This window comes from Herbiconiux solani NBRC 106740, assembly GCF_001571005.1.
GTDB classification, from domain to species: domain Bacteria; phylum Actinomycetota; class Actinomycetes; order Actinomycetales; family Microbacteriaceae; genus Herbiconiux; species Herbiconiux solani.
Map to the genome: position 1 here is coordinate 18,783 of NZ_BCST01000004.1, position 20,336 is coordinate 39,118.

Here is a 20,336-nt window from a genome sequence, read left to right on the forward strand (position 1 = left end):
AGAACTGTCGTCGGTGTGGCCGGCGTCCGATGAACGGTCATCGATCATCGATGCGGGTCAGACCACAGCATTCGACAGATAGTGATTTGGAGGAAATGCGACCGGGACGGGATCTGGAGAAGTGGGTACTACGCCACGTCGTCCGGGTGCACTGTCACTGTAGCACCTTTGAAGTCCACGGCCAGAACGAGCGCCTCCCAGGGTGTCGCAGCCTTAGCGGCCACGAGTTCGGCGGCGGCGAGCCGCTGTCCGGGGTCGCTGCAGAGCACGAGGATGCTGGGGCCGGCACCCGAGACGACGGCCGGGAAGCCCTCCGCCCGGAGCGCCCGGATCAGCCGGTCGGTCTCCGGCATCGCGCTCGCGCGGTAGCTCTGGTGCAGCTTGTCCTCGGTCGCGGCGAGCAGCAGCTCGGGGCTCTGGATGAGCGCCGCGATCAGGAGGGTCGAGCGCGAGACGTTGAAGATCGCGTCCGCGTGCGGCACCGACTCGGGCTGCAGGCTCCGGGCCAGCGCCGTCGACATCGTCTCCTGCGGCACGAGCACGAGCGGCGAGACCCCGCGGTGCACGATGAGCTTCTTGAACTGGGGGCCGTCGGGCGTGGTCCAGGCGATCGTGAGGCCGCCGAACAGCGCCGGAGCCACGTTGTCCGGGTGCCCCTCGAGCTCGGTCGCGCGGGCGAGGAGTCCCAGCGGGTCGATCTCGACGACGCCGGTCAGGAGGCCTTTGGCCGCCATGATGCCCGAGACGATCGCCGCTCCCGAGGAGCCGAGTCCGCGGCCGTGCGGGATCACGTTCTTCGCGACCAGGTGGAGCCCGGGGAGCTCCTGCCCGTACGCGGCGAAGGTGTGGGCGATCGCGCGCACGACGAGGTTCGTCGAGTCGGTGGGCACCTCACCGGCGCCGACGCCGTTCACCTCGACGAACGCACCCGGCTCGTCCCGGACGGAGACCGTCAGCTGGTCGTAGAGGGCGAGGGCGAGACCGAGGGTGTCGAAGCCGGGGCCGAGGTTCGCCGTGGTCGCGGGAACCCGGACGGTGACCGAGCGGCCGGCGAGCGGTCCGCTCACGAGTCGGCTTTCCGGAGGCCGAGCACGCCGGCGATCTCGGCGGCGTCCACGGGGACGATCGTCGGGGTGACCTCGGTGCCGTCCTCGGAGCGGAGGGCCCACTGCGGGTCCTTCAGGCCGTGGCCGGTGACGGTGAGCACGACGGTGGCGCCGGCCGGGATGGCTCCCGCCTCGGAGCGCTCGAGCAGCCCCGCGACGCTGATCGCCGAGGCGGGCTCGACGAAGATGCCGACCTCGGCCGAGAGCAGGCGGTGGGCGGCGAGGATGTGCTCGTCGGTGATCGAGCCGAAGTAGCCGTCGGTGGCCTCGCGGGCGGCGAGGGCGAGCTCCCACGAGGCGGGGTTGCCGATCCGGATGGCGCTTGCGATGGTCTCCGGGTGCAGCACCGGGTGGCCGAGCACGATGGGCGCGCTGCCGGCGGCCTGGAAACCGAACATGCGGGGCAGCTTGGTGGTCGCGCCGCGCTCGAGCTCCTCGGTGTAGCCGCGACTGTACGCGGTGTAGTTGCCCGCGTTGCCGACCGGGAGGAGGTGGAAGTCCGGCGCATCCTGCAGCACCTCGACGACCTCGTAGGCGGCGGTCTTCTGACCCGCGATGCGATCGGGGTTCACCGAGTTGACCAGGTGCACGGGGTAGTTCGCGGCGAGGTCGCGCGCGAGGTCGAGGCAGTCGTCGAAGTTGCCCTGCACCTGGATCAGCTGCGCGTTGTGCGCGATGGCCTGGCTGAGCTTGCCCATCGCGATCTTGCCCTCGGGCACGAGCACCGCGGCGGTGATGCCGGCGTGCGCGGCGTAGGCCGCGGCCGACGCGGAGGTGTTGCCGGTCGAGGCGCAGATGACGGCCTTCGCACCGTGCTCGACGGCCTTGGAGATCGCCATCGTCATCCCGCGGTCCTTGAAGGAGCCGGTCGGGTTCATCCCCTCGTACTTCACGTACACGGTCGCGCCGGTGCGGGCCGAGAGGGCCGGGGCCGGGATGAGGGGGGTGCCGCCCTCGCCGAGCGTCACGATCGGGGTCGCGTCGGTGACGTCGAGGCGGTCGGCGTATTCACGCAGGACACCGCGCCACTGCCGCGACGGGATCGGGCGGGCGGGGGTGCGGTCGGTGTTGTCGGCCACTAGGGCGTGTCTCCTTCAACTCGTAGGACCGACTCGATCCGGACGACGGAGTCGTCGGCCGAGACGGCCGCCACCGTGGCCGACAGGGCGGCCTCGCTGGCTTCGTGCGTGACAATCACAAGGGTAGCGGTGAGCGGCTCGTCCGCCGGACGGGCCGGGTCCGCGCTCGCCACGGTCTGCTGGACGGCCTCGACCGAGACGCCGTGCTCGCTGAACAGGCTGGCGATCTGCGCGAGCACGCCGGGCTTGTCCGTGACGATGAGGGTCAGCTGGTACCGCGTGGTGACCGAGCCGATGCCGAGCACCGGGAGGTTCGCGTGCGTGGACTCCCCCACCCCCGGGCCCCCGGCCACGTGGCGTCGGGCCGCCGAGACGAGGTCGCCGAGCACGGCCGAGGCGGTCTCGAGACCACCCGCGCCGGCGCCGTAGAACATCAGGTCGCCCGCGGCCTCGGCCTGCACGAAGACCGCGTTCTTGGCGTCGTGCACCGCGGCGAGCGGATGCCGGCGGCTGATCAGGGCCGGATGCACGCGCGCCACGACCCCCTCGACGCCGGTCTCGGGATCGACCAGCCGCTCGCAGATCGCGAGCAGCTTCACGACGTAGCCCGCCTTCTCGGCCGACTCGACCTGCGAGGCGGTGACCGTGGTCATCCCCTCGCGGTGCACGGCCTCGACCGGCACCGCGGTGTGGAAGGCGAGGCTGGCGAGGATGGCCGCCTTCTGGGCAGCGTCGTAGCCCTCGACGTCGGCCGTCGGGTCGGCCTCGGCGTAGCCCAGGGCGGTCGCGGTGGCGAGGGCGTCGTCGAAGGTGGAGCCCTCGACGTCCATCCGGTCGAGGATGAAGTTCGTGGTGCCGTTGACGATGCCCATCACGCGCTTCACGCGGTCGCCGGCGAGACTGTCGCGGAGCGGCCGGATGATCGGGATCGCTCCCCCGGCGGCGGCCTCGTAGTAGAGCTGGGCGCCGACCTGCTCGGCCGCGTCGAAGAGCTCGGGGCCGTGGGTCGCGAGCAGGGCCTTGTTGCCGGTCACGACGTCGGCGCCGGAGTTGATGGCGAGCAGGATGAACTCGCGGGCGGGCTCGATGCCGCCCATCAGCTCGATCACGATGTCGGCCGAGCGGATGAGGGTGGGCGCGTCCGTCGTGAGGAGTTCGCGCGGGATGCTCGTGTCACGCGGCGCGTCGACGTCGCGGACCGCTACCCCGACCAGCTCGAGACCGGCGCCCACGCGGGCGGCGAGCTCGTCGCCGTGCTCGAGCAGCAGCCGCGCCACCTGGGACCCGACGGAACCCGCACCGAGCAGGGCGATCCTCAGGTTGCGGTATTCGATCATCGGTCGGCTCCTGAGTAGGCGGTGTCGCGCGCGAGGAGGTCGTCCTCGGTCTCGCGCCGGATCAGCACGGTCGCCTCGCCGTCGGCGACGGCGACCACGGCCGGGCGGCCAAGGTAGTTGTAGTTGCTCGACAGCGACCAGCAATAGGCGCCGGTCGCGGGCACCGCGACCAGGTCGCCCGGGCGCACGTCGCCCGGCAGGTAGTCGGCGTAGACCACGATGTCGCCGCTCTCGCAGTGCTTGCCGGCCACCCGCACGAGGGCGGGATCGGCGTCCGAGCGGCGTCCGGCTAGGCGTACGGAGTAGTCGGCGCCGTAGAGCGCGGGGCGGGCGTTGTCGCTCATCCCGCCGTCGATGCTGACGTAGCGGCGCACGAAGTCGACCGAGCCGGGCTCGGTTCCGTCGGCACCACCCGGAACGCCGACCAGCACGTCCTTCACGGTCCCGACCTCGTAGAGCGTGGCCCCGGCGGTGCCGATCACGGCGCGGCCGGGCTCGAAGGCGAGGGCCGGCACCGGGATCCCGAGCCGCTCGCACTCGCGGGTGACGGAGGCGACGATCGCGCCGGCCAGCTCGGCGACCGGGGTCGGGTCGTCGGCGCCCGTGTAGGCGATCCCGAAGCCGCCGCCGAGGTTGAGCGCGGGCACCTCGCCGCCCGCGAGCAGCTCCGCGTGAACTTCGAGCAGGCGCGCGGCCGACTCGGCGAAGCCGTCCGAACCGAAGATCTGCGAGCCGATGTGGCAGTGCAGGCCGAGGAAGCGGAGACTGTCGTGCGAACGGATGGTGGAGGCGTACTCGACCGCCTGGTCGAGCCGGACGCCGAACTTCTGGTCCTCGTGCGCGGTGGCGAGGAAGTCGTGGGTGTGCGCGTGCACGCCGCTGTTCACGCGCAGCCGCACGGTCTGCACCCGGCCGTGCCGGGCGGCCGCCTCGGCGACCCGCTCGATCTCGATCGCGCTGTCGATCACGATCACGCCGACGCCCACGGCGACCGCCCGGTCGATCTCGGCGAGGGACTTGTTGTTGCCGTGCAGCCCCAGTCGCGCGGGGTCGACCCCGGCGGCCAGCGCGACCGCGAGCTCACCACCGCTGCAGACGTCGATCGAGAGCCCCTCCTCGGTCATCCACCGTGCGACTGAGATGCTGAGGAAGGCCTTGGCGGCGTAGTAGACGGTCGCCGTCGTGCCGGCCCTCTCGGCCTCGCCGACGAAGGCGTCACGGATCTCGCGGGCGCGCGACCGAGCATCCGCTTCGTCGATCACGTAGAGCGGGGTGCCGAAACGCTCGGCGAGGGTCGTGGCGGGCACTCCCCCGATCACCAGGCCGCCGTCGCCGTCGCGGACGGCGGTGCGCGACCAGACCGGGGCGACCAGCTCGTTGGCGTCGTCCGGATGCCGGAGCCAGGAGGGCGCGAGGGGGCTTGCGGTCATGAACGGATCCCTTTGCATGTCGTCGAGCCCCGCGTGGCGCGCGGGGGCGGGGCGCGTGCCGGTCGGCACAAGGGGCGAGCGGACCTGGCTTGGTCCCTGAAGCCGGTTCCGGGGCGTGAACACCCGGATGCTGCCTCGATCTTAGCCGCAGGTGCCGAAGGTGCGCAGACTGTCCTCGCTCAGCACGAAGTCCGAGGCGGTGAGCGTCGCGGTCGCTTCGTCCGGATGCACGACGAGCGACTCGATCTGTGCGCCCTGCGGCAGGTACTCGGCGACGCACACGGTCACCGGATCCTTTACGAGGCCCGAGAGCGCTCCGCCCAGGTCGAGGGCGTTCGAGCCCTGCGTAAGCGCGGCATCCGTCGGCTGGATGACGACGTCGGTGCCCGACGCCGAGACGTCGCCGGTGGCGGTGTAGCCGAGCGTGAGGCCGAGGATCGACAGCGTGCCCTGGTAGGAGACGTCGCCCTCCCCGAGCGTCAGGGTCGCGTCGCCCGGAAGGGTGATAACGCTGTCGACGGCCTGCTGGTCGAGGGTCACGGCGGCACGGATGTCGCCCACCGGCTTCGCGAGATCGGTCGGCACGCCCTCGGCCACGACGTGCGCCGAGAGCGGGATGCCGTCGACGGTGAGCGCGGGCGCATCCAGCGTGACCTGGTCGAAGCTGCCGGAGACCAGCTGGGACAGCATCGAGAAACCGCCGATCGAGACGTCGACGTCGCCCTGCACGTTCTCGGGGAGCTGCTTCTCGATCTCGTCGGCCGCCCGGCCCTGCGCGTAGGCACGCACGGCCACGTCGGCCACGACCACGAGCACGCCGAGCACGACGACGATGCCGATCAGCCACCAGAGCCAGCGCAGCCGACGCACGGTCACATCCGCTCGGGCGCGTCGACGCCGATCAGGGCGAGGCCGTTGCGGATGACCTGGCTCGTGGCGTCGTTCAGCCACAGCCGGGTGCCGTGGATCGGCGCGATCTGCTCGTCGCCGAACGGCAGCACGCGGGTCGCGTCGTACCAGCGGTGGTAGTAGCCGGCGAGCTCTTCGAGGTACCGCGCGATGCGGTGCGGCTCGCGGAGCTCGGCCGCGTGCGCGACGATGCGCGGGAACTCCTGGAGAGCTCCGAGCAGCGCGGTCTCCGTCGGGTGCACGAGCAGCGACGGGTCGAAGTCGTTTCGGGTGACCCCGGCGTCGGCCGCGTTGCGGGCCACCGAGCGGGTGCGGGCGTGCGCGTACTGCACGTAGAAGACGGGGTTGTCGTTGGTGCGCGAGCGCAGCTTCTCGCCGTCGAGCGCGAGCGGGGAGTCGGCCGGGTAGCGCGCGAGCCAGTAGCGCAACGCGTCGGCGCCGAGCCAGGCGAGCAGGTCGTCGAGCTCGATGATGTTGCCGGCGCGCTTGGACAGCTTCGCGCCGTTGAGGTTCACCAGCTGCCCGATCAGCACCGAGAGCCCCACGTCCGGGTCGTCGCCGGCCGCGGCCGCGAGGGCCTTGAGCCGGCCGACGTAGCCGTGGTGGTCGGCGCCGAGGAGGTAGATCTTCTCCGGGAAGCCGCGGTCCTTCTTGCTGAGGTAGTAGGCCGCGTCGGCGGCGAAGTAGGTGACGACGCCGTTGCCGCGGGTGAGCACGCGGTCCTTATCGTCGCCGAAGTCGGTGGTGCGCACCCAGACCGCGTCGTCGGCCTCGTAGACGTGGCCCTGCGCGCGCAACCGGGTCTCGGCGTCGTCGATCGCGGTGCGGCCGGTCTCCGGATCCGGCGCGTGCAGGGTGCGCTCGGAGAAGAACACGTCGAAGTGCACCCGGAAGCTCTCGAGCGAGGCCTTGATCTCGGCCAGCTGCAGCTCATAGGCGACGTCGCGGGCTACCGCCATGGCCTCGTCGTCCGGCATCTCGAGCAGCCCAGGCACGGCGGCGACGACGCGCGTCGCGAGCTCGCCGATGTACTCCCCGGGGTAGCCGCCCTCGGGTCGCGGCTCGCCCTTGGCCGCGGCGAGCACCGAGCGGCCGAAGGTGTCCATCTGGCTTCCGGCGTCGTTGATGTAGTACTCGGTCGTGACCTCGGCGCCGGATGCTTTGAGCACCCGCGCGATCGAGTCGCCGAGCGCCGCCCAGCGGGTGTGGCCGATGTGCAGCGGGCCGGTCGGGTTCGCCGAGACGAACTCCATGTTGATCGTGTGCCCGGCCAGCACCTCGTTGTGGCCGTAGGCGTCGCCGGCCTCGACGATCGTGCGCGCGATCTCGCCGGCTGCCGCCGCGTCGAGCGTGATGTTGATGAAGCCGGGGCCGGCCACCTCCACCGCGGCGACGCCGTCGATGGCCTCGATCCCGGGGGCGAGCTCGAGCGCGAACTCGCGCGGGTTGGTGCCGAGCCGCTTGGCCAGCTTCATCGCGATGTTCGAGGCCCAGTCGCCGTGGTCGCGGTTGCGCGGGCGCTCCAGCACGACGTCGGCCGGGGTGATCGTGACGTCGTCGCGCGAGGCGAGCCGGCCCTCGACGATGGCGAACAGGGCGGCGGAGAGCGCTTCAGGAGTCACGGCAGACGATCCTACCGGCTAGCGGAGCTGGACGAGCCGGCTCAGGTCGTCGTCCGGGAGCCGGTCGGCGACCGCCGTGACCTCGAGCCGGGTGAGCACGAGGTTGCCGCCGTGATTGGTGAGGAACGCGGTGTCGGCCGCATCCCGGCCCGTCGCTATGCGCAGGAGCGAGGACCGCGGCGCGAGGGTCGTCGCGTCGACCACGTACCAGGCGCCCTCGACGTAGGCCTCGGCGACCGCGTGGAAGTCCATCGGCGAGAGCCCGGGGGCGTAGACCGAGACCAGCCGGGCCGGGACGTCGAGCGCCCGGAGCAGCGCGATCACGAGGTGCGCGTAGTCGCGGCAGACGCCCTGGCGGAGGAGCAGTGTCTGCACCGCGCCGTCCGTGGGGGCGCTCGACCCGGGCACGTAGCTGAGCTCCGAGCCCACCCAGGAGCTCACCGACTCGAGCAGCTGCTTGCCGGAGAGACCGCGGAACTCGCCCACGGCGGTCGGGAACAGGGTGTCCGACTCGCAGTACCGGCTCGGCCGGAGGTAGCGGATCAGGTCGATGTCCTCGACCGGAGCGAGCGCCGCACGACCGTCGACCACGGCCTCGTAGCGGGCGGTGAACTCCCCCGCCGGCACCTCGAAGCGGTGCAGGCGGGTGCCGTGCGCATCCGTCACCTCGACGGGCACGATCGGCTCGCCGTCGATGCGGTAGTCGATCACCTCGTGGGCGAACTCGGCCCCCGGGGCGGCGGCGATGGAGAAGATCACGGTCGTGGCCTGGTCGACCCGGGCGTCGAGGGCGGCGGAGACGGAGCGCTGCATGACTCCGATCCTGTCATGGCACGAAGCACGCCGTGCATCCTGCTAACCTTGACGAGCACCCCGGGCCCCCATAGCTCAGGGGATAGAGCGTCTGCCTCCGGAGCAGAAGGCCGTAGGTTCAAATCCTACTGGGGGCACATTCTTATTCGGCTCGCGCCGCCGCTCCTGCGGCGCGAGATCGTCGTTCCGTCTCTGTGTGCGGAACGTGTTGTCACGCAATCCTCATTTCAGCGCGTCGTGGGCTCTAGGATGTGGAGCCACACGGGCTACCCACCCGTGAATCCGTTCGATGATGAAGGATCCGAGATGAGCGCTGTCGAGACCTACCGCAGCAACAACATGTGGCACAACCGGATGGACGACGAGGAGTCCGATCTCTCCTCGCACGTCATCCGCAGCCAGGCGATCGCCGAAGGGCGCACCTGGGCCCGCTCCCGGAAGGCCGACCACGTCGTCCGGCGCGCGGACGGCTCGATCGAGTCGGTCACGCCCTTCGAGGAGCGCACGCCCGCCTGAGCGGTGCGCGCCCGGACCGACGGGCTGACGAGCCCTCGGACTCGTCGGTCAGACGATCCGCACGAAGTAGTAGCTGCCCCAGAGCCCGCGGGCGTGGGTGACGTAGCGGCCCCAGTCCGGCGAGTGGATGACGCCGCCGTGGCCGTCGTAGATGCCGATGTGCTCGCCCGGCCAGACCACCAGGTCGCCGGCCTGCGGCGACGAGACCCGCACGCCCATGGCGGACTGCCGGGAGACCAGTCGGGGCAGTGAGATGCCGAAGTGGCCGTAGACCCACTGGGTCAGCCCGTCGCAGCCGAAGCTGTCGTCGGGATTCGCTCCCCAGCCGTAGGGGACGACCCCGACGTACTGCTCGGCGTAGGCCACGACGTCGTCGCCGTTGAAGCTCTGCGGGGGTGCCGAGGGTGCGGACGAGCCGCCGCCCGAGGACCCGCCGGACGAAGAGCCGCCCGAGGAGGATCCGCCCGACGACGACCCGCCGCCGGAGCCGCTGCTCGGTGCGGAGGGCTGCGCGGCCGGCTGTGCAGCCGCGGCCTCGGCCTCGGCTGCGGCGCGGGCGGCGTTGGCCGCATCCTGGGCCGCCTGCTGCTCGGCGAGCTGACGCTGCTTCTCGGCCTCGACCCCGGCCTGGTACTGCTGCTCGGTCGTGATCGACGCGTCCTGCAGGGCGGCGAGCTGCACGGTGAGCTCGGCCTGGTGCTGCTCCTGCTCGAGCAAGGCGCCCTGCACGGAGCGCTGGGCCTCGACCGCCGACTGCAGGCTGGCGTCGGCCTGCGCGGCCAGGGCCTCGAGGCCCGACTTGGCCACTGCCGCCTGCTCGCTGAGCGAGGAGGCGGTGTTGGCGTCCTGCGCCGCCTTCTCGAAGACGCCCTTGCTCGTCTGGGAGAGCTTGGACATCGTGCCGAGCTGGTAGAGCAGGTCGTCGCTGGCGTCGCCGGAGACCATCAGTTGAGAGGTGAGGTCGTTGCCGGCGCTCCGGGCGAACTGGGCGCCGAGGGCGGCGGCGCGCTTGTTCGACTCCTCCGAGGCGGTCTGGGCGGCGGCCGCGGCGTCGGCGAGCTGCTGCGCCTTGCGGGTGCCGTCGCTCAACGCGTTCTGTGCGGTCTGGTCGGCCGCCCAGGCCTGGTCGGCGGCGGCCTGGGCCGCATCCACCTCGCTCTGCAGGCCCGAGATCAGGTTCTGGATGTCGCTGACCTTCGCCGCGGTCGACGCGGTGTTGGCCTTCGCGGCGACGACGTCGTTCCAGGACGGGTAGTCGGTGGCCGCGGCGGGCGAGACGACGAGGAGCGTGGTCGCGAGCGCGACGACACTCGTCACGGCGACGAAGCCGGCAGCCCGAGGGCCGCGGCGAGTGGATGGTGCGGTGACCCGCATGACTCCCCCGAACGTTTCGATGTGCGTTCCTGGACCACTCCAGTCACACGCGTAACAGCAACAACATCGATCACATTAGCAACACGCCGAGCGAACGGACAGCCCGGAGCCGGATCACGGGGTTATAGTCCGCGCCGGCGGAGCGGCGCGCAGGGTGGATCGGCCGCGGATCGGAGGCAATCAGGCGGGGCTGATCAGCTGCTGTCGCGGGTCGGGTGGCGTCGCGGGCGGGGAGGTGTCGCGGGTCGGGCGGTGTCGCGGGTGGGGTGGTGTCGCGACTCGGTTCAGGCGGCGGTGGCGAACGCGGCACCGCGGCGGGCCGAACCCGCCACCGAGGCGAGCAGCGCCGCGAATTGGCCGATCGGCGCTCCCGGATCCTCGGGATGCCACTGCACGCCGAGCACGGGGGCCGACTCGTGCTCGATCGCCTCGACGAGCCCGTCGGGAGCCACCGCGACGACCCGGAGCCCGGTGCCCAGGGTCGCGACCGCCTGGTGGTGGGCGCTCCGCGTCTCGGCAGTGGAGCCGAGGGCCGTCAGAAAGCGGCTGCTCCCGTCCACCGTCACGGCGTGGTCGGCCATCACGCGCTCGACCGCGACACGCTCGTTGCGGTGCCCCGAGCCCTCGCCGAGATCCTGCACGAGGTCGCCGCCGAGCGCGACATTGATGATCTGGTGGCCGCGGCAGACGCCGAGCAACGGCGTTCCGGCGCGGATCGCCCGATCGGCGACGGCCAGCTGCGCCTCGTCGGCGCGCTCCCGGTGGGCGCCCTCGGCGCGATAGCCGCGGTCGGCTCCGTAGAACTCGGGCGCGATGTCCTCGCCACCGAGGATGACGAGCGCATCCGCCGGCTGCGTCAGCGCCAGCGTGCTCGCGGCGCCCTCGTCGGCCGCGATCACGTCGACGTCCCAGCCCGCGGCGCTCGCCGAGCGCACCGCGCGCTCGACCAGCAGGCCGGAGTACGCGTGGTAGTCCGGCGCGAGCGGGCGCGACCGGGTCACGATCACGATGCCGAGGCGGGAGGAGGTCACGGGAACCATCCTGTCGAGAGCGCGAGAGGCGCGCATCCGGAGCGGTAACGAAGTGAAACATGACGAGCGAATGAGGCGCGGATGCGGCACGGATGCGGGTGGCTCGCATCCCGCGACCGGGATTCTCCCGGGAATGGCTCGGCGCGCATCCGGAATCCATGGCGGGCCGGAGGGCCTGCTCATAGACTCGGCAGCGATGAGACACCGCACACGAACGCATCGGGCGCGGGGCCTCGGCCTCGTCGTCGCCACCCTCGCCGCCGTCGTGCTCGGAGGCGCCGCCGCCGTCACGCTCGCCGCTCCCACCCCGGCCTACGCCGGCGACCCGGTCGAGCTCGGAGGCCGTTACGTCGTCGACGAGTCCGGTGTGCTGGGCGGCCAGGAGTCGGCGGTGCAGGACGCGATCGACACCCTCGCCACCGAGCACGGGGTGAATCTCTTCGTCATCTACACCGACCGCTTCACCGACCCGTCCGACCGGGTCCAGTGGGCCCAGCAGGTCGCCGAGATCAACCAGTTCGGGCGCAACGACGTGCTGCTCGCGGTGGCCACGGACGACCGTGTCTACCAGCTCTCCTACGCCTCGGACTTCCCGCTGAGCGACTCCCAGCTCGCGGACATCGAGGAGCAGGACGTCGTGCCGGCCCTCCGGTCGTCGGACTGGGCGGGCGCCGCCGAAGGCGCGGCCGAGGGACTCGGAGCCGCACTGAGCGGCGACCCGGTCGGCTCGGGCGGCGGCTCCGGGAGCGGCTCGGGCACCGGCGGTGGTTCGAACACCGGTGGCGGGCTCGGCGTCGGCGGCTTCATCTGGCTGATCGCCGGAGGCATCATCGTCATCGCGGCCGTGATCATCCTGGTCCTGGTGGTGCGCCGCCGGTCGAAGCTCGACACCCGCGACACGCTGGCGGCCGAGGAGGCCGGGCCCACCCAGAAGGAGCTCGACCAGCAGGTCGGTGCGGTGCTGGTCGACCTCGACGACGCCGTGACCACGAGCGAGCAGGAGCTGGGCTTCGCCACCGCCCAGTTCGGGGCCGAGGAGACCGCGGCCTTCCAGACCGTGCTGACCCGGGTGAAGGCCTCCCTCACCGAAGCCTTCACGATCAAGCAGAAGCTCGACGACGCGATCCCGGACACCGACGAGGAGCGCCGGGCCTGGTCCGAGCAGATCATCACGATCTGCGACCGGGCGGCCGACGAGCTCGACGCCCAGACCGAGGCCTTCGAGAGTCTGCGCGCGGTCGAACGCGACCCGGCAGCCGCCCTCGCCACCGCGAATTCCGAGCTCGCCGCCCTGCCCGCGGGTACCGAATCGCGCGAACGACTCACCCGGCTCGCCGCGGCCTACGACGCCTCCGCGCTGACCACGGTCGCCGGCAGCGCGGAGCAGGCCGACCGCCTCCGCAGCTTCGCCGAGAGCGAGCTCGCTGAGGCCGGCACCGCGATCGCCACCGGCGCCACCGGCGCGGCCGCCCTGCACATCCGTGACGCCCGCCAGGCCATCGCGCAGACCACGACGATCTTCGACGCGATCGCCGCCCTCGAGACGGGCCTCGCGGATGCCGCCCGCGGCCTCGACGCCGCTCTCGCCGACGCGCGGCAGGATCTCGCGGCCGCGGACTCCCTGCAAGCGGCCGATCAAGCGGCCGGCCGGGTGTCCGACCCGGCGACGGCTGCCGCGGCCGCAGCACTCCGGGTGGAGGTGCAGCGCGCCGAGAGCCTCGGAGCCCGTGACCCGGTGAACGCCCGCCTCGCACTCGAGCGCGCCGATGCGCCGCTGGATCAGGCACTGCTCGCGATCCGCACCGAGCAGGAGCGCGTCGCCCGCCTGATCTCGCAGCGCGACCGCGCGATCGCCACCGCGCAGAGCGAGATCGCGGCTGCCCAGAGCTACCTGCAGACCCGACGCGGCGCCGTCGGCCCGGATGCCCGCACCCGGCTCTCCGAAGCCCAGCGCCATCTCGACCAGGCGTTGACCCTCGCGACCACCGACCCGGAGGCCTCCCTCCGCGAGGCGACCTCGGCCTCGCAGCTCGCCTCTCTCGCCACGTCCTCGGCCCAGCAGGACGTCAGCTGGGCTCAGGGCGGCGGAATGGGCGGCGGCTACAGCCAGGGCGGCGGCCTGTCGGGTGGCCTCTCAGGCGGCTCGTCCGGCGGAGACTTCAGCGGCGCCCTGCTCGGCGGCATCATCGGCAGCCTGCTCGACGGAGGAGGCGGCGGTGGTCGCTCGGGCGGCTACGGCGGCTTCGGCGGCGGCGGTTCCCGCGGCGGCTGGGGCGGCGGCAGCCGGGGCGGCGGGTTCGGCGGCTTCGGCGGCGGAGGCGGCGGCGGTTCGCGCCGGTCCAGCGGCGGAAGCTTCGGCGGCGGCGGTGGGCGGCGCGGCGGCGGCGGCCGTTTCTGAGCCCCTCCCATCCTCGTCAGCACCCACTTTCGATGTCATGATTCAGCCAGTACAAAGGAGACAGAGATGACCAACAAGCAGTCGATCTTCGGTCGCATCGCGCAGCTCGCGAAGGCGAACATCAACGCCCTGATCGATCAGGCCGAAGACCCGCAGCTCATGCTCGACCAGCTCGTGCGCGACTACACCTCCAACATCGCCGACGCGGAGAGCGCGATCGCCCAGACCATCGGCAACCTGCGCCTGCTCGAGGACGACCACCGCGAAGACGTCGCCGCCGCCGCCGACTGGGGTCGGAAGGCCCTCGCCGCCAGCACGAAGGCCGACGAGTTCCGCGCGGCCGGCAACACGGTCGACGCCGACAAGTTCGACGCCCTGGCGAAGGTGGCGCTGACCCGCCAGCTGCAGTCCGAGAACGAGGCGAAGGATGCCGAGCCCTCGATCGCCTCGCAGACCGAGTCGGTCGAGAAGCTGAAGTCGGGCCTCGCGGCCATGAAGGACAAGCTCAACCAGCTGAAGACGAAGCGCGACAACCTGGTGGCGCGGGCGAAGACCGCACAGGCGCAGAGCCAGGTGCAGGATGCGCTGAAGAACATCAACGTGCTCGACCCCACGAGCGACCTCGGCCGCTTCGAGGACAAGATCCGCCGCGAGGAGGCCCGCGTCCGCGGCCAGGAGGAGCTCAACGCCTCCAGCCTCGACTCGCAGTTCGAGAGCCTCGAGGACCTCGGCGAGCTGACCGAGGTCGAGGCCCGTCTCGCCGCACTCAAGGCGGGTTCGGGCAGCGGCGCCAAAGCCGTCACGGGCGGCGAGTAGGCGTCCGCCGACCGTGAGCGCCACGTTCGTCGTCGTCCCCGAATGGCAGGGCTCCGGGTCGTCCCGCGCCATGCGCCTGATCGATGGGGCCGAGGCGATCCGCGGTGACCTGCCGCGCGCCTCGACCGTCGTGGTCGAGGTGCCGGCCGGTGCCGGCGAATCGCTGGAGACCGGGGTGCAGCGCTACTCCTCCATCACCGTCGTGGCCGAGGCTCTCACCGCGGCCCTCGACGAGGTGACGGATCTGCCCGTCGTGATCGGCGGCGACTGCGGTGTCGAGTTCGCCGCGGTCCGGCACGCCGTGGCTCGGAGCGCCCGGCCGGTGGCGCTCGTCTGGTTCGACGCGCATCCGGATCTGAACACCCCGCGCACCTCCCCCTCGGGGGCCTTCCACGGGATGGTGCTGCGCACCCTCCTCGGCGGCGGTCCCGAGCAGCTCGCCGCCGAACCCGTGCTCGACCCCGGGAGGGTCGTGCTGGCCGGCACCCGCGCGCTCGACGACGGGGAGGCCGAGTTCGTGGATGCGGCGGGCATCGCGCTGCTTCCGCCGGACCGGATCATCGATCCCGCCGCCCTGGTCGACGCCGTGCGGGCCACGGGCGCCGAGGCTGTCTACCTGCACGTCGACCTCGACGTGCTCGACCCGGCCGAGATCCACGGGGTCGCGTTCCCCGAGCCCTTCGGCCTCGGGGTCGCCGACCTCACCGCCGCCCTCCAGGCGCTCCGCGCGGAGTTCGACCTGGTGGGCGCCGGAATCACCGAATTCGCCCCCGCCACACCCGACGCCGCGGTCGACGACCTCCCGGCCATCCTGCGGATCGTCTCCGCACTCGTCCGCGCCCCCAAGGAGTGAACATGATCAAGGAATTCGACCTCATCGTCATCGGAGCCGGCGCCGTCGGCGAGAACGTCGCCGACCGTGCCGTCCAGGGCGGCCTCCGGACCGCCCTCGTGGAGGCCGAGCTGGTCGGCGGCGAGTGCTCCTACTGGGCCTGCATGCCGTCGAAGGCTCTGCTGCGCGCCGGTGAGGTCGTCGCCGCCGCGCGCGCCGTCGGCGGAGCCGAGCAGGCCGTCACGGGCGAGATCGACGTGGCCGCCGTGCTGAAGCGCCGCGACTCGTTCACGAGCGACTGGGACGACGAGGGCCAGGTGAAATGGGTCGAGGGTGCCGGGATCGAGCTGATCCGTGGGCACGCGACCTTCACCGGCGTCAAGGAGCTCGAGGTGCGTGCCGCCGACGGAACCACGACGACGCTGAAGGCGACCCACGCGGTCGTGGTCTCCACCGGCTCGACGGCGCTCCTGCCCGACATCCCGGGCCTGGCCGATTCGAAGCCGTGGACCAGCCGGGAGGCCACGAGCGTCAAGGCGATCCCCGCGCGCTTCACGATCGTCGGCGGCGGCGTCGTCGCGGTCGAGATGGCGACCGCGTATGCCACTCTCGGCTCGAAGGTCACGCTGATCTCCCGCGGCGCCTTGCTCGCGAACCAGGAGCCGTTCGCCGGCGAGGCGGTCGGCAAGGCGCTCGGCGACCTCGGCGTCGACATACACCTCGGGCAGTCCCCCGCCGAGGTCTCCCGTGACGCCCAGGGTGTCGTCCACACGACCCTCGAGGACGGCTCGGTGATCGACTCGGACGAGATCCTCGTCGCCACCGGCCGCCTCCCCCGCACCGGCGACCTCGGGCTCGAGACCATCGGCCTCGAGCCGAACCAGTGGCTGAACACCGACGACACCCTGCTCGTGCTGGGTGAGGACGGCGCTCCGTTGCCGGGCGAGTGGCTCTACGCCACCGGAGACGTCAACCACCGCGCGCTGCTCACCCACCAGGGCAAGTACCAGGCCCGGGCCGCCGGCGACGTCGCCGCCGCCCGCGCGAAGGGCGAGCCCGTGCACGACCAGCCCTGGGGCCGTCACGTCGCGACCGCCGACCACCAGGCTGTGCCGCAGGTCACCTTCACCGAGCCGCAGGTGGCCTCGATCGGGATGACCGCGGCCGCTGCCGAGAAGGCCGGGTACCGCACCAAGGTCGTCGACTACGAGATCGGCAACGTCGCCGGGGCCGCCGTGCACCGCGACGGCTACGCCGGCACCGCCCGGGCGGTCGTGGACGAGGACAAGAAGGTGCTCCTCGGCGTGACCTTCGTGGGCCCCGACGTGCAGGAGCTGCTGCACTCCGCGACGGTCGCCGTGGTCGGCGAGGTACCGCTCCACCGCCTCTGGCACGCGGTGCCCTCCTACCCCACCATCAGCGAGGTCTGGCTCCGCCTGCTCGAGACCTACGGACGGGACGCCAGCGCGTGATGGAACGGATCCGCCGCATCCTCTACGCCCCGCCCGTCGCCCGGGCCGGGTATCTCTACGCGACCGGGGTGGCGCTGACGATGGGGGCACTCCTCGGCACCGACCGCATCCGCCGCGTCGACGGGCTCTACGTCTGCACGGGGTTGCCTCGGTGGGCGTTCCGCCGCGGCGGCACCTGCGTCGGCGGGGTCTACCTCACCGACGACAACGACGCTCCCGCGGTGCTCCGCCACGAGGCGGTCCACCGCCGGCAGTGGCAGCAGTACGGGATGATGTTCCCGCTGCTCTACGCGCTGGCCGGGCAGAATCCGCTGACCAACCACTTCGAGATCGAGGCCGGCCTCGAAGACGGCAACTACCTCCCACGCAAGCGCTGAGGCCTCGTAAGACTGAGACCTCGGTGGCGCGGTGACCCGGTGACCTGACGCCTAGGAGGCGCTGACCTCGCGGGAGAGCCAGACGCAGACCTCGTCGCCGTCGAGGGCGTCGTCGCCGGTGGACATCTCTTCCATCCACGCCTTCGTCGCGCGACGGACGGCCTGGCCGGTGGCGCAGGCGAGGCCGGATCCGATGTCTCCGGTGCGGGTGTCCCGTGTCAACCAGGTGACGGTGACGCGCTCGGGGGTGGCGATCGGGTCGATGTCGGCCTTGCTCGGCACCTCGACGAACACCTGGCCGCGGGCCCGGTCGCCGAGGAGCGAGACCATCGCCCGGATCTCGTCGAGGGCGGTCTCGGTACCGGCGATGAGGACTCGGCCGGTGGCGCGGGAGACGGCGGTGGCGTCAGAGGCGATCACATACATTTGAGATCAGTATAGGCATGCCTAACTTAGGATTGCCACACCTGACCTGAAGCTCTCAGAACTGTGGTGGATGCACCAGATCCCAGCGCAGTCGGCGCTCGAGTTGCCGCCCCAGCGCGAGCAGGGTCGCCTCCCCGCCGGGCCGGCCGATCAGCTGCACGGCCATCGGCAGGCCGTCCTCCGTGCGATGCACGGGGAGGCTGATCGCCGGCAGCCCGCTCACGTTCACGAACGAGGTGTACGGCGTGTACCTGACCTGCTGTGAGAAGTTCTCCTCGCCGTCCTCCTGGTCGTACCAGCCGACCGGGCGCGGGGTCATCGTCATCCCGGGGATGAGCACGGCGTCGAACCGCTCGAGCTGACGGATGACCGACCGCTCGTACCGCGTGAGGGTGGCCAGCGCGCGGGCGAGCTCGGATGCAGGGATCGCCCGGCCCTGGTTCATCAGCCACCGGGTCAACGGCTCGAGGAGTTCCTCCGCCTCCCCCTCGGCCGGGATCGTCGACGCGCCGACCTGCCAGATCACGCGGAACGCGTCCGCGTACTCCGGGGCGGGCTCGAGCTCGAACTCCTCGACACCGTGGCCGAGCGCCGCGAAACCGTCGCGGGCGAGCTCGAAGGCGGCCACCGCATCCGGATCAAGGGGCAAGTCGTAGGAGCTCGCCCATGGGGTGCCCGTCGTGACGCCGAGCTGGAAGCGCCCCTCGCCGCGGATGGCGGCGCCGAGGAACAGTCCGTCGTCGTAGTCCGGCGCCCGCAGCGCGAAGTGGTGCACCACGCGGTCGCCCCGCCGGGCGATCATCCCGTCCAGGAGCAGCGCGGCATCCGTCACCGAGCGGGCGATGGGTCCGCCGACGCCGAGCCCCGCGAGCGATTCCTGACCGGAGGCGGCGGGGACGAGCCCGCGTGAGGGCTTCAGCCCCACGAGCCCGCAGGCGGCGGCCGGGATGCGGATGGACCCGCCACCGTCCGATGCGGGAGCGAACGGCACCAGACCCGCGGCGACGGCGGCCGCCGCCCCTCCGCTCGAGCCGCCGGCGCCCAGGGCGAGGTCGTACGGGTTGCGCGTCGGCGGGCCGATCAAGCCCTCGGTATAGCTCGGCAGCCCGAACTCGGGTGTCGCCGTCTTGCCCAGGCTCACCACCCCGGCCTCGTCCAGCTGCCGCACGAGCTCGTCCGACTCCTCGGGCACGAAGTCGGCGAACAGCCGCGAGCCGAAGGTCGTGCGCACCCCGGCGCGCCGCACCAGGTCCTTCTCTCCCGTCGCGAGGCCGAACAGCGGGGCCGACCGGTCGTCGGAGGAGTCGAGGGCGTCGGCGCGGGCACGCGCCGCATCCGGAGTCACCGTGAAGAAGGCCCCGAGCTCGCCGTTCAGCCGGTCGATGCGCTCGAGGTAGTGGTCGGCCGCCTCACGCACGCCGAGCTCGCGGCGCTGGATCAGGCGGTACTGCTCGAGCGCGCTCAGCTCGTGGATCTCGACCATGCCGGGCCTACTTCAGTGACTTCTGCAGCAGCACGGTGCCGAGCCAGTGCCCGAACTTGAAGCCGACGCGCCCGAGGCGGCCGACCTCCTTGAAGCCGAAGCCCTCGTGCAGACGGATCGAGGCGTCCGCGCCCTGGTCGGCGATCACCGCCAGCATCTCCTTGATCCCGGCCTGCTTCGACCGGACGATCAGCTCGGCGAGCAGGACCTTGCCGAGGCCCTTGCCCGTGGCGGCCGGGCCGAGGTAGATCGAATCCTCGACCGTGCGCCGGTAGGCGGCCTTCTGCTTCCAGGCCGAGACGTATGCGAAGCCGAGCAGGGTGCCGGTGGGCGAGACGGCGACGAGGAAGGGGTAGTTGAGCTTCTGGGTCCAGGCGAACTTGTGCCGCCACTCCTTGAGCGTCATCGCGTCCTCGTCGAAGGTGACGACGGTGTTCGCGACGTAGTGGTTGTAGATCTCGCGGATGTACGGGAGGTCGGTCTCCGTCGCATCCCGGAGCACGTACTCGAACGGCACCTCCAGCGGCGGCTTCTCACCGGTCGCGGGCCGGAGCTCGCGGGGCAGCCGGCGGCGCGGCTGGTACTCCTCTTCCAACATGGTTCCAGCCTAGCCAGCGGCGGACTACCGGGGCGTCCAGTCGACCGGCTCGGCCCCCTGCTCCTCGAGGAGGGCGTTGGCGCGGCTGAACGGCTTCGAGCCGAAGAAGCCGCGGCTGGCCGACAGGGGGCTCGGATGCGCGGACGTGATCACCGGTGTGTCACCGAGCAGCGGCACGAGCCCCGCCGCATCCCGCCCCCACAGGATCGCCACGAGCGGACTGTCGCGGGCGACCAGCGTGCGGATCGCGTGAGCGGTGACCTCCTCCCACCCCCGGCCCCGGTGCGAGGCGGGCAGACCCGGCTGCACGGTCAGCACACGGTTGAGCAGCATCACGCCGTTCTCGCCCCAGGCGCTCAGATCGCCGTGCGGGGCGGGCGGGATGCCCAGGTCGTCGTTCAGCTCGCGGTAGATGTTCGCGAGACTCCGCGGCAGGGGCCGCACGTGCCGGTCGACCGCGAACGAGAGCCCGATCGGATGCCCGGGCGTGGGATACGGATCCTGTCCCACGATGAGCACCCGCACCCCGGAGAGCGGGGCCCGGAACGCGCGCAGCACGTCGTGGCCGTCGGGCAGGTACCCGCGACCGGCCGCGTTCTCGGCGCGCAACATCTCACCGAGTTCGGCGATCCGGTCGCCGACCGGGGCGAGCGCCTCGGCCCAGCCCGGGTCGATCTGCCCCGTCCCGGCGAGTTCGTCGAGCGAGAGTCCCGTCAT

19 protein-coding genes and 1 tRNA gene are annotated in these 20,336 nt (G+C 71.8%); 7 read left to right on the forward strand and 13 right to left on the reverse strand.

Translation table 11 applies throughout. The features are described from left to right. Positions 1–128: 128 nt before the first annotated feature. From thrB to HSO01S_RS07825, 7 genes are all read right to left on the reverse strand, one after another. Positions 129–1,067, reverse strand: coding sequence for a homoserine kinase (gene thrB / locus HSO01S_RS07795; protein WP_066040147.1), 939 nt, complete (start codon positions 1,065–1,067; stop codon positions 129–131). After that, on the reverse strand, positions 1,064–2,185 hold the full coding sequence (thrC, locus tag HSO01S_RS07800) for a threonine synthase (RefSeq protein WP_245635935.1): 1,122 nt from the start codon (positions 2,183–2,185) through the stop codon (positions 1,064–1,066). Before thrC ends, thrB begins: the two co-directional genes overlap by 4 nt. Further along, complete coding sequence (locus tag HSO01S_RS07805) at positions 2,185–3,522, reverse strand: homoserine dehydrogenase (RefSeq protein WP_066040149.1); 1,338 nt, start codon at positions 3,520–3,522, stop codon at positions 2,185–2,187. The genes thrC and HSO01S_RS07805 overlap by 1 nt, the downstream gene beginning before the upstream one ends. After that, entirely contained in the window at positions 3,519–4,952 is a 1,434-nt protein-coding gene (gene lysA / locus HSO01S_RS07810; RefSeq protein WP_066040150.1) for a diaminopimelate decarboxylase, read from the reverse strand. Before lysA ends, HSO01S_RS07805 begins: the two co-directional genes overlap by 4 nt. A 141-nt stretch (positions 4,953–5,093) precedes the next feature. Next, positions 5,094–5,822: an LmeA family phospholipid-binding protein gene (locus HSO01S_RS07815; RefSeq protein WP_066040151.1), complete on the reverse strand. Its 729-nt coding sequence runs from the start codon at positions 5,820–5,822 to the stop codon at positions 5,094–5,096. A gap of 2 nt (positions 5,823–5,824) precedes the next feature. Then, positions 5,825–7,483, reverse strand: a complete 1,659-nt coding sequence (gene argS / locus HSO01S_RS07820; RefSeq protein WP_066040153.1) for an arginine--tRNA ligase — start codon at positions 7,481–7,483, stop codon at positions 5,825–5,827. An 18-nt stretch (positions 7,484–7,501) separates the two neighbouring features. Then, positions 7,502–8,296, reverse strand: a complete 795-nt coding sequence (locus tag HSO01S_RS07825) for a transglutaminase-like domain-containing protein (protein ID WP_066040156.1) — start codon at positions 8,294–8,296, stop codon at positions 7,502–7,504. 64 nt (positions 8,297–8,360) lie between these two features. Between HSO01S_RS07825 and HSO01S_RS07830 the strand changes: the two genes are divergently transcribed. Together HSO01S_RS07830 and HSO01S_RS07835 are read left to right on the forward strand one after the other, a co-directional pair. After that, positions 8,361–8,433: transfer RNA gene (locus HSO01S_RS07830), tRNA-Arg, on the forward strand. Between the two features lie 169 nt (positions 8,434–8,602). Further along, complete coding sequence (locus HSO01S_RS07835; protein WP_157078962.1) at positions 8,603–8,812, forward strand: DUF2188 domain-containing protein; 210 nt, start codon at positions 8,603–8,605, stop codon at positions 8,810–8,812. A 48-nt stretch (positions 8,813–8,860) separates the two neighbouring features. Here HSO01S_RS07835 and HSO01S_RS07840 read toward each other — a convergent pair whose 3' ends face one another. Both HSO01S_RS07840 and HSO01S_RS07845 read right to left on the reverse strand, forming a co-directional pair. After that, positions 8,861–10,129 (reverse strand): C40 family peptidase, encoded by a 1,269-nt coding sequence (locus HSO01S_RS07840; protein ID WP_157078963.1) that lies wholly within the window; start codon positions 10,127–10,129, stop codon positions 8,861–8,863. Positions 10,130–10,470: 341 nt separating this feature from the next. Then, on the reverse strand, positions 10,471–11,226 hold the full coding sequence (locus HSO01S_RS07845; RefSeq protein ID WP_066040164.1) for a gamma-glutamyl-gamma-aminobutyrate hydrolase family protein: 756 nt from the start codon (positions 11,224–11,226) through the stop codon (positions 10,471–10,473). Between the two features lie 187 nt (positions 11,227–11,413). Between HSO01S_RS07845 and HSO01S_RS19615 the strand changes: the two genes are divergently transcribed. From HSO01S_RS19615 to HSO01S_RS07870, 5 genes are all read left to right on the forward strand, one after another. Continuing rightward, positions 11,414–13,615: a TPM domain-containing protein gene (locus HSO01S_RS19615; protein WP_066040165.1), complete on the forward strand. Its 2,202-nt coding sequence runs from the start codon at positions 11,414–11,416 to the stop codon at positions 13,613–13,615. 66 nt (positions 13,616–13,681) lie between these two features. Further along, positions 13,682–14,431, forward strand: a complete 750-nt coding sequence (locus HSO01S_RS07855; RefSeq protein WP_066040167.1) for a PspA/IM30 family protein — start codon at positions 13,682–13,684, stop codon at positions 14,429–14,431. Between the two features lie 70 nt (positions 14,432–14,501). Further along, positions 14,502–15,284 (forward strand): arginase family protein, encoded by a 783-nt coding sequence (locus tag HSO01S_RS07860; protein WP_066040169.1) that lies wholly within the window; start codon positions 14,502–14,504, stop codon positions 15,282–15,284. A gap of 2 nt (positions 15,285–15,286) precedes the next feature. Further along, positions 15,287–16,735, forward strand: a complete 1,449-nt coding sequence (locus tag HSO01S_RS07865) for a dihydrolipoyl dehydrogenase family protein (RefSeq protein WP_084361452.1) — start codon at positions 15,287–15,289, stop codon at positions 16,733–16,735. Next, a complete protein-coding gene (locus HSO01S_RS07870; RefSeq protein WP_066040172.1) occupies positions 16,735–17,112 on the forward strand; it encodes a Fe-S oxidoreductase in 378 nt (125 codons plus the stop codon). Before HSO01S_RS07865 ends, HSO01S_RS07870 begins: the two co-directional genes overlap by 1 nt. A gap of 51 nt (positions 17,113–17,163) precedes the next feature. Here HSO01S_RS07870 and HSO01S_RS07875 read toward each other — a convergent pair whose 3' ends face one another. From HSO01S_RS07875 to HSO01S_RS07890, 4 genes are read right to left on the reverse strand one after another with little or no spacing between them, the layout of a single operon-like run. Beyond that, a complete protein-coding gene (locus HSO01S_RS07875) occupies positions 17,164–17,538 on the reverse strand; it encodes an SIP domain-containing protein (RefSeq protein ID WP_066040173.1) in 375 nt (124 codons plus the stop codon). 55 nt (positions 17,539–17,593) lie between these two features. Continuing rightward, positions 17,594–19,021, reverse strand: a complete 1,428-nt coding sequence (locus HSO01S_RS07880) for an amidase (RefSeq protein WP_066040174.1) — start codon at positions 19,019–19,021, stop codon at positions 17,594–17,596. Positions 19,022–19,028: 7 nt separating this feature from the next. Further along, positions 19,029–19,619 carry a GNAT family N-acetyltransferase gene (locus HSO01S_RS07885; protein WP_066040177.1) on the reverse strand — a complete coding sequence of 197 codons (591 nt, stop codon included), beginning with the start codon at positions 19,617–19,619 and terminating at the stop codon, positions 19,029–19,031. A gap of 24 nt (positions 19,620–19,643) precedes the next feature. Further along, a complete protein-coding gene (locus HSO01S_RS07890) occupies positions 19,644–20,336 on the reverse strand; it encodes a uracil-DNA glycosylase (protein WP_066040179.1) in 693 nt (230 codons plus the stop codon).

Coding starts and splice junctions, on each gene's coding strand:
- HSO01S_RS07805 (WP_066040149.1), bottom strand. CDS start 3,522: ATGATCGAATACCGCAACCTGAGGATCGCCCTGCTCGGTGCGGGTTCC.
- lysA (WP_066040150.1), bottom strand. CDS start 4,952: ATGACCGCAAGCCCCCTCGCGCCCTCCTGGCTCCGGCATCCGGACGAC.
- HSO01S_RS07825 (WP_066040156.1), bottom strand. CDS start 8,296: ATGCAGCGCTCCGTCTCCGCCGCCCTCGACGCCCGGGTCGACCAGGCC.
- HSO01S_RS07835 (WP_157078962.1), top strand. CDS start 8,603: ATGAGCGCTGTCGAGACCTACCGCAGCAACAACATGTGGCACAACCGG.
- HSO01S_RS07845 (WP_066040164.1), bottom strand. CDS start 11,226: ATGGTTCCCGTGACCTCCTCCCGCCTCGGCATCGTGATCGTGACCCGG.
- HSO01S_RS19615 (WP_066040165.1), top strand. CDS start 11,414: ATGAGACACCGCACACGAACGCATCGGGCGCGGGGCCTCGGCCTCGTC.
- HSO01S_RS07855 (WP_066040167.1), top strand. CDS start 13,682: ATGACCAACAAGCAGTCGATCTTCGGTCGCATCGCGCAGCTCGCGAAG.
- HSO01S_RS07860 (WP_066040169.1), top strand. CDS start 14,502: ATGCGCCTGATCGATGGGGCCGAGGCGATCCGCGGTGACCTGCCGCGC.
- HSO01S_RS07865 (WP_084361452.1), top strand. CDS start 15,287: ATGATCAAGGAATTCGACCTCATCGTCATCGGAGCCGGCGCCGTCGGC.
- HSO01S_RS07870 (WP_066040172.1), top strand. CDS start 16,735: ATGGAACGGATCCGCCGCATCCTCTACGCCCCGCCCGTCGCCCGGGCC.
- HSO01S_RS07875 (WP_066040173.1), bottom strand. CDS start 17,538: ATGTATGTGATCGCCTCTGACGCCACCGCCGTCTCCCGCGCCACCGGC.
- HSO01S_RS07880 (WP_066040174.1), bottom strand. CDS start 19,021: ATGGTCGAGATCCACGAGCTGAGCGCGCTCGAGCAGTACCGCCTGATC.
- HSO01S_RS07885 (WP_066040177.1), bottom strand. CDS start 19,619: ATGTTGGAAGAGGAGTACCAGCCGCGCCGCCGGCTGCCCCGCGAGCTC.
- HSO01S_RS07890 (WP_066040179.1), bottom strand. CDS start 20,336: ATGACGGGACTCTCGCTCGACGAACTCGCCGGGACGGGGCAGATCGAC.